Annotated in this window: 7 protein-coding genes and 1 pseudogene; 2 read left to right on the forward strand and 6 right to left on the reverse strand. The window is 67.2% G+C overall.

Going from position 1 to position 7884, the window contains the following annotated elements; all coding sequences use genetic code 11:
* Positions 1-1529 (reverse strand): N-acetylmuramic acid 6-phosphate etherase (locus VEI45_RS26480; RefSeq protein WP_414687481.1); only part of this gene is annotated, 1529 nt, incomplete at its 3' end.
* Between the two features lie 177 nt (positions 1530-1706).
* The gene (locus VEI45_RS14520) at positions 1707-3248 is read right to left on the reverse strand and encodes an adenylate/guanylate cyclase domain-containing protein (RefSeq protein WP_324854343.1); all 1542 of its coding nucleotides are present in this window, start codon (positions 3246-3248) and stop codon (positions 1707-1709) included.
* 699 nt (positions 3249-3947) lie between these two features.
* Between VEI45_RS14520 and VEI45_RS14525 the strand changes: the two genes are divergently transcribed.
* The gene (locus VEI45_RS14525) at positions 3948-4649 is read left to right on the forward strand and encodes a PE-PPE domain-containing protein (protein WP_324854329.1); all 702 of its coding nucleotides are present in this window, start codon (positions 3948-3950) and stop codon (positions 4647-4649) included.
* A 66-nt stretch (positions 4650-4715) separates the two neighbouring features.
* Here VEI45_RS14525 and VEI45_RS14530 read toward each other — a convergent pair.
* The 3 genes and pseudogenes from VEI45_RS14530 to VEI45_RS14540 form a co-directional block, all read right to left on the reverse strand.
* A pseudogene (locus tag VEI45_RS14530) lies at positions 4716-5238 on the reverse strand (hypothetical protein).
* A gap of 241 nt (positions 5239-5479) precedes the next feature.
* Positions 5480-5722 carry a hypothetical protein gene (locus VEI45_RS14535; protein ID WP_324854332.1) on the reverse strand — a complete coding sequence of 81 codons (243 nt, stop codon included), beginning with the start codon at positions 5720-5722 and terminating at the stop codon, positions 5480-5482.
* Positions 5723-5753: 31 nt separating this feature from the next.
* Positions 5754-5975, reverse strand: a complete 222-nt coding sequence (locus VEI45_RS14540; protein ID WP_324854334.1) for a hypothetical protein — start codon at positions 5973-5975, stop codon at positions 5754-5756.
* 551 nt (positions 5976-6526) lie between these two features.
* Between VEI45_RS14540 and VEI45_RS14545 the strand changes: the two genes are divergently transcribed.
* Positions 6527-6952 carry a hypothetical protein gene (locus tag VEI45_RS14545; RefSeq protein WP_324854336.1) on the forward strand — a complete coding sequence of 142 codons (426 nt, stop codon included), beginning with the start codon at positions 6527-6529 and terminating at the stop codon, positions 6950-6952.
* A 200-nt stretch (positions 6953-7152) separates the two neighbouring features.
* Here VEI45_RS14545 and VEI45_RS14550 read toward each other — a convergent pair.
* The coding region (locus VEI45_RS14550; RefSeq protein ID WP_324854339.1) for an adenylate/guanylate cyclase domain-containing protein at positions 7153-7884 on the reverse strand (732 nt) is incomplete at its 5' end.

A 7884-nucleotide genomic window follows, 5' to 3' on the forward strand; every position in this document is an offset into this window, starting at 1 on the left:
ACCGCGCGGCGGCGCAGCTTCGCGCTGGTCGGGCGCACGTCGACCATCCGCGGTCCGTAGGCCTTGCCGAGCGCGATCATCACGCTCGTCGAGAGCGCGTTGAGCACGACCTTCTGGGCCGTCCCCGCGGTCAGCCGCGTGGAGCCGGCGAGCACCTCGGGCCCGGTCAGCAGCTCGATCACCACGTCGGCAGACGCCTCGCTGCCCGGGTTGTTGACGATAGCGACGGTCAGCGCGCCCGCCGCCCGCGCGTGCTCGAGAGCCCCGAGCACGTACGGCGTGCGGCCCGACGCCGTGATCCCGACGAGCGCGTCGGCGGCGGTCAGGTCGGCGAGATCGTCGGGATCGAACGCGTCCTCCGCGCCCTCGATCGCCTCGGTCAGCGCCGCCTGCCCGCCGGCGATCACGCCGCGCACGAGGTCGGTGCCGAACGTCGGCCCACACTCGGCCGCGTCGAGCACACCGAGCCGTCCGGGCGTTCCGGCGCCGGCGTAGATCAGGCGCCCGCCGCACTCGAGCCGCGCGGCGATCGCCTCGGCCGCCGCCGCGATGCGCGGGACCGCCGCCGCCACCGCGCCGTGTGCCCCGCCCTCGGCGGCGACCAGCAACGCGACGACCTCGTCGATAGGCCGCGCGTCGAGGTCGTCCAAGTCTGGCCGGGAGTCCTCGGTGGCGAGCGCGTCGAGCCCGTGCGGGGCAAGGCCCTCCAGGGCCGCCTGCACGCGGATCACGTGCGGCTCGTGAATCGCCCCCAGCCGCAGCGCGCCGTCGAGCGCGTCGCCTGCAGCTGGGACGAGGTCGAGCTGCTCGCGCAGCGCCTCGACCCCCGCCAGGCCGCCGACCATCGCCACCGGGCCATCCCCGGCCGCGCGGGCGGTCGCGGCGAGCGCCTCGGCGGCGGCGCTGACGATCGCCAGCGCCGCGGCGTCGTCCTCCACAGCGAGGACGTCGGGCGCGAAGGACGCGAACGCGGCGGCACCGGTGAGCTGCGCGGGCCAGGTCTCCGGCGCGCCGAAGCGGGCGCGGGCGGCGTCGAGCAGCGTCGTGCACGGGCCCCGGCCGTCGTGGGCGCGCAGCGCCGCGCGCAGCCCGGCGGCGCCGATCCACGCGCCGCCGCCCTCGTCGCCCAGCCACGGGCCCCAGCCGTCGGCGGTCCGCAGCGCGCCGTCCGCGCCGATCGCGAGCGCCACCACGCCGGTGCCCGCGACCAGTACGACGCCCGGCTCCCCGTTCAGCGCGCCGGCGTGCGCGATCACGGCGTCGCTGGTCACCGCGACGCGCTCCGCCCGCAGCGAGGCCAGCAGCGCATCGCCCAGCGCGCGCGCCGCGTCCGGCGCCGCCAGTGCCCCGGCGGCACCCACGATCACCTCTTCGACCGGGCCGAACTCGCGCGCGACAGCCAGAATCGCCGCCTCCGCGGCCCGCACACCGCCAGGCGCCGCAAGCCCCGGCGCGCCCGCCCCCTCGGCCCTCCGGCCGCCTGCCGCGGCCCGGCAGGACGTCTTGCCGAGATCGACGGCCAGGATCACCGCACCCATCCTTTCATTAGGGGGCGGCAAGTCTTACCCAGCTTGACGGGGCGGCTCGTGAACATGGGGTCGTTCGCCAGCACGTATGCATCGGCGTCGGAGGCATCTGAAGCCGACTCACCTGTCAACGATGTCGTGGACTGAGACACCTCCAACCGCGCCGACTCCGGTAGTTGTTCAGCTGCGAACCGTCGGGGTGAAGCGGGTCATCCTGCGCAGGATCCACGGTGTGCGCCTGGCCATTACCGCTAAGGCGCGGTCCGAGCGGCGCATCGCGGTCCGCGGTCCGGGGGTGGGCGTTGACGCCAGCTCCGCCTCAGGCGATCCCGCGTGCGGGCCGTGGCGATTGACCGCCAGCAGTTGCCAGGTGCCGGGCACACCACGCAGCTCGACAGGGCCGCGGTCCTCGAAGCCCGTGCCCGAGCCGACCACCAGGTCACGCACGGTGCGGGAGACAAGGATTTCGCCAGCGCCGGCCTGGCCGAGGATTCGCGCCGCGATGTGTACTGCAATGCCGCCGATGTCGGTGTCGAGCAGTTCGCACTCGCCGGTGTGGATGCCGGCGCGGATCTGGATGCCCAGTGTTTCGGTCTCGGCGCGTAGGGCCTCGGCGCAGCGGATGGCCTGCGTCGGACCGTCGAAGGTGGCCAGGTGGCCGTCGCCGGTGCTCTTGACGACCGTGCCGCCGAATTGTTGTGTCAGGTCGGCGGTGATCTCACCGAAGCGCTGCAGCACCGCCCGCCAGCGCTGGTCGCCCGTGGCCGCGGCGCGTGCCGTCGAGGCGACGATATCGGTGAACACCACGGTGCGCAGGGCACGATGTGACGGCGACGGCGCGGCATGGCTACCGGTAAGGAACTCCTCGATCCCTGTCAGGATCCTGTCGGGCTCGGTGAACCAGGGCGCGGCGTCCACGCCTTCGACCTCTAGGTACCGCGCGCCCGGGATGTGGTCGGCGAGGTAGCGACCGCTCTGCACCGGAACGACGGGGTCCTCGCGAGCATGGATGACCAGGGTGGGCGCGGTGATCGTCGGCAGGATCGGCCGCACGTCGACCCGAAACGCCGCTTCGAGCGTCGCCCGCGCCATCCCCGGGCTGGCGCTCATGCGCTCAAACATGGCGAGCTGGCGTATTAGACCGCACGCTGACGGCAGGCCGATGCTGAGTGTCGCACCGCTGCCCCATGCCGAGCGGACGGTGCGGCCGATTCCCTGAACCCGGGCGATCTGCTCCACCGACGGCAAATAGTCTTCACCAAACTCGGGAAGGTGGCGCATCCGCAGCTCGGCCGGGTCGCGGTCGAGGTTGTCCCACCCGCCTGGGTGAAACGAGTATGTGCCGTAGAGGATCAACGCCCGCGTTCGCTCCGGCCGTGTTGCCGCGAACATCATGGCGGCCGGGCCGCCGTCGCTCAGAGCGAAGAGAACGGCTTGTCCGAAGCCGACGGCGTCCATGACGGCCTCGATCTCGGCCGCTCGGTCATCGAGCGTAGGAACGTGCGGAACCGGGTCGGACAGCCCGACCCCGGCCTTATCAAACAGGAGCACGCGACAGAAAGTGGCGAGCTGGTCGAGGTTGGCCTTGATTCTGGGCAGGGTCCAGGCCAGCTCGACATGGCTGGTGAACGGCGGGACGAAGACCAGCTCGACCGGCCCGTCGCCGAACACCTGATACGCCAGGCTGAGGTCGCCGCACTTGGCGTATGACGTTTCCGCCATGGCCTGAGCGTACTGCTGAGCCCACCGCTCGCCGGGCACCAGTGATAGTCCCGCGGGTATTTCCACTTCGTGATTGCTCAGGCAACTGGTCAGGCGGGGAAGTCCGGTCAGCTCCAGGCATTCATCCAGCCGCGAGTCCGCCACGCCTATCGACGGCAGCGGCCCACCCCGCTCCCGAGCCGCACGGTCATCGCCCGCGGCCAGAGGCAATGCTTGTCGGGCATCAGCCATGCATTACGTGTCGCGGTGGACATACCACCTGGACGTGTCTGGCGTGCGGTGGGGTGGTGTACAGGCCACCGCTGACCGCCGGTTGCCGAGTTCTCGCAGATTGTTTCCACCCGCCGTCCGTCTGCTTGTCGGAAACTGAAGGGGCCATTAAAGCTGTACCGGTGGCATGCCGCATGCCGCATGCGTGGGCGCGGGCTTATCGATGGACTTGGCGGTGCGCTACTGGATGAACGCGAATTTTCGCACTTCCCGATGTGAGGAACCCTGCACGCGCTTACGCTGCCTTTGAGTCACGCGGTGTTATCCAAAGGAACGACTTTGATGACAAGTTGGTCACCCAAAATCCGATCCAAAGTGCTATCAATCGGTGTGGTTCGAGCCGCCAGTCGGCATCTACCTAGACGGCGACCTATCGCTGTCTACGAGCTGTCCGGAACCTTCAGGTTGGTTGGCGACATCGGATCGGGGGTGCGGACCGATAACTGGTTCAAATCCAATCTCGACGATCGTTTCCAGTGGATGGCAGTGCCCTACAAAGCCGATTTCTACCCCATGAAAGACAGTGTGGAGCAAGGGGTCACCAACCTCATCAACCACATCGACGCTAGAAAGGGCCCGTTCGTATTGGTTGGGTATTCCCAGGGAGCAGGCATTGTCGCTAACGTCTACGACGTTATCCGCTATGGGTCATTAATACCGCGCCGGGCTGATTTCTTGGGCGGGGTGGTATTTGGCAACCCACGTCGACAGGCCGGGCACACTTTCCCCCACTGCCCCAATCCGGGCGGGCACGGCATCGCTGGGGACATCGCTGGGGCAGATTACCTGCTCTCCGATTGTGAAGAATTGTGGTGGGATTTCGCAGCACGCGGTGACCCGGTCGCCTGCACCCCCGATTCTCAGGCCGGCCAATGGCAGAGTGCGCTTTATCAGACCCTGCTCTCCAACTACAGGGGGGACATCCACGAGATGTTGGCGCTGGTCGAGAATGGAATCCCCAACGCTATGGGATTGGCTCATGGCATCAAAAACCTGTTCCACGGTTTCGTTACCAGCGGTGCGCCGCATGCCCAATACCAGAACTCTGCCTACCACCCTCTTCCGGGCGATTCACGACCCTGTATCGCGATTGCCCGGGATTACATCAATAGCCTGGGTCCGCGGCGATAATCCTTCCATTTGGCGAGGGTGTTTCCCCTTAGTGATTGCCCAGGAAGCTTGTGGATACGGGGTCCTTCAGGCTTGTCGAACGACTCCGCGCCCAGCTCTGATCGACGGCTGCGTGGCGGGAATGAACCGGATCGCGACCAGCTGGTTCTGCTCGACGGCCTCAGTGAAGTCTTCGAGCGTCGGCATTTGCTGATCGCGGAATTTCATAGCCATCATGCGCTGCGTTCTTGACGCCCTTGCTCTCGGCGAAGCGCCGGTAGAGATCGGCGACGGCGGCACGGTCTTGGATGAGTTCGCCGCGCATGGTCGTCGTCTTCCCGTCGTGCAGGACCTGGGCGGTCGCGTGGTCGCGGAAGTTCCGCGTCCAGGCTGCATAGCTCAGGGCATACAGATCGGTGTCGATCTGGTAGGCGCTCAACGGAAATGAGTACCTTCGCCCTGTCTTGCGTCCGTTGAAGCTCACCACCATCAGCTGCTTGCGTGCGGCGCCCATGACCGGAGTGCGCAGCAGCAACCGCATGATCGGGTTGACGAGTTTTTGTACCGCGCGCGGGGGGGAAAGCGTGATCGCATGCGACTGTTCTGTCATGGCGCCACCGTAGAACTAGTCGGGGTTTCGCCGCAGTGGGGCCAAGCGGGAACGGCTGGTAGGTAATTCCATTTAGGGACTACCCAGGCAGCTCGTAAATGTCGGGTCGTTGGCCAGCACGGAAGCGTCGGCGTCCGCGCCGCCGATCAACTAGTCAGACGCGGACTCGGGCGATCCGGTTCCTTCAGACGAACGAAATGGCCCACCCGGTCTGACGCGAGATGAGCCGTTTCTTGCGGGCCTAGGGGCTCGTGACCCCGGACGGGTAGGCCAGCGGGCCCAGCGTTTCGAGCAGCTTGCGCATTGCGTCGTAGCCCTCGCAGACCGTTTCGGCCAGCTCCCGCGCGGCGGCCTCGACCTCCTCAGCGGTGAGCCTGTCGGACTCCCACAGCGCCGTGTCGTCGATCTCCTTGTGGATCTGCTGCGCTACGTCAATGGCTTCGCGCAGATTGGCGCGCAGCTCCTGCTTTTTGCTTGCATCCATGCGTTCACCGGGCCCCCGACCCTGGGCAGGATCACCGAGTGCCCTGGTGCATGGTGCGCAGCACGTCGCGGCGCAGGATGGCCGAGGCCACCTGGCGCGCAATGTCGGCGGGCAGCAGCACCCGCCCGGTCCGCGCGGTCCCCCGCGCGCTTATCTCTATGCCGTCGCCCTCGAAGCCGGGGCCTGTGCACTCCGCGACGTGATAGACCACGCCACCGTCTTCGGTGTTGTAGACCTGCTTGTAGGTGGACATGGCTCCCCTCGCTTTTCCGTGGATTTGAGTACGGCACAGTCCGGTCCACGGTACAGATACCTGCCGGTGCTGCGAGAGCCGAAAGTCCCTGCGAAAGTCCCTATCTCGTGACCTCACGTGAACATCGTGAGCTGACCAGATGCCGTGCCCACACCATGCCCACACAATGGCGTCTTTTCGCAGCTAGCTGTAATGACCTGAGAGTATTTGCAGGTAGCTGAATAGGGTTCAAATCCCTCCGCCACCAGAGCAGATGACGGCGCGGAGGTAGCCTCAGTTAGTGATTAACTAGGCAGATCCGATGACCCGCCATGACAGCGTCATTGCGCGTATGACGGTCGGGCGGTGAAGTATCAGCCGGGCCAGGGCGCCTCGGAAGCCGAGATCACCGAGGCGGCCGAGGTCGGATACCTGTTTGGCGGCACACCGCGCCCGCGATGGGCGTCAACGCGTTCGAGAGCAGCTAACCGGATATTGACCTGGGGTTTTTGGATGGGGCTAAATGGAACACGCGGGGGCACCACGCAATGGAAGGGTTAACGTCCATGATGATGGTCTCGAGCTTGTTCTGTGCGTTCATCGTCACCGCCGCAGCGGGGCCGGTCGCGGCCGTCGTCGCATGCGCCGGGGTGTTGATCGTAGGGCTGGCTGAGGCAGAAATACACGCGGTGCGCCGCGCCGAGGCAGCAGCAAGAGCCGAGGCGGCAGAAGCCGAAGCGGCAGCCTTAGAAGCCGGGGCAGATGCGGCAGCGGCAGAAGCAGTAATGGTAGAAGCCGAGGCAGTGATCGCAGCGGCCCGACTACGGCTGGAGCGCGACGCCTTCACCGTAACGGTGTATGGCACCCAGCACCGGGACGGGCGCGTTGAGCGCAAGATTGCCGTCGGCTGCCCCGCCGATCCGATCACGCCAGCAGAGGCTCGCGGGCTGGCCACGGCGCTGATCGCGGCAGCCGATGCCGCCGATGGAAAAGATTAGAGCAGCGCCTTCGCCCGGTCGGCGGCCTGCGTCTAGTTTCTTCGGCGTGTCGGCGGGCGCGTAGAAAGTTATTTTCTCGTCGAAGTAATTCCCCCTAGTAACCACCCAGGCAGCTCGTGAATGTGGGGTCGTTCGCCAGCACGGATGCATCGGCGTCGCTGATATCTGAACGCGACTCACCTGTCAACGACGTCGTGGACTCAGATACCTCCAAGCGCGCTGGCTCCAGCTGCCCGTCTGCGGCCGGTGGCCGGGGCGAGGCGGGCCATCCCGCGGAGAATCCACGGTGCACGCGTCGCGATCACCTCCACGGCGCGGTCCGAGCGGCGCATCGCGGTCCGACGGCCAGGAGTGGGCATTGACGCCAGCTCCGCCTCAGGCGATCCCGCCCGCGGGCCGTGGCGATCGACCGCCAGCAGTTGCCAGGTGCCAGGCACCCCGCGCAGCTCGACGCTGCCACGGTCCTCGAAGCCAGTGCCCGAGCCGACCACCAGGTCACGCACGGTGCGCGATACGAGGATTTCACCGGCGCCGGCCTGGCCGAGGATCCGCGCGGCGATGTGGACCGCGAGCCCGCCGATGTCCGCATCCAGCAGTTCGCACTCGCCGGTGTGGATGCCGGCGCGGATCTGGATGCCCAGTGTTTCGGCGTCGGCGCGCAAGGCTTCGGCGCAGCGGATGGCCTGCGTCGGGCCGTCGAAGGTGGCCAGGTGGCCGTCGCCGGTGCTCTTGACGACCGTGCCGCCGAATTGTTGTGTCAGGTCGGCGGTGATCTCACCAAAGCGCTGCAGCACCGCCCGCCACCGCTGGTCGCCGGTCGCCGCGGCGTGTTGGGTCGAGGCGACCATGTCGGTGAACAACACGGTACGCAGGGCGCGATGTGACTGTGATGGTGCGGCATGGCTGCCGGTGAGGAACTCCTCGATCCCGGT

Source organism: Mycobacterium sp., from assembly GCF_035623875.1.
Lineage (GTDB): Bacteria > Actinomycetota > Actinomycetes > Mycobacteriales > Mycobacteriaceae > Mycobacterium.

Excerpts from the sequence above, each read along its gene's own strand:
- VEI45_RS14520 (WP_324854343.1), bottom strand. The coding sequence starts at position 3,248 with ATGGCGGAAACGTCATACGCCAAGTGCGGCGACCTCAGCCTGGCGTAT.
- VEI45_RS14535 (WP_324854332.1), bottom strand. The coding sequence starts at position 5,722 with ATGGATGCAAGCAAAAAGCAGGAGCTGCGCGCCAATCTGCGCGAAGCC.
- VEI45_RS14540 (WP_324854334.1), bottom strand. The coding sequence starts at position 5,975 with ATGTCCACCTACAAGCAGGTCTACAACACCGAAGACGGTGGCGTGGTC.
- VEI45_RS14545 (WP_324854336.1), top strand. The coding sequence starts at position 6,527 with ATGGTCTCGAGCTTGTTCTGTGCGTTCATCGTCACCGCCGCAGCGGGG.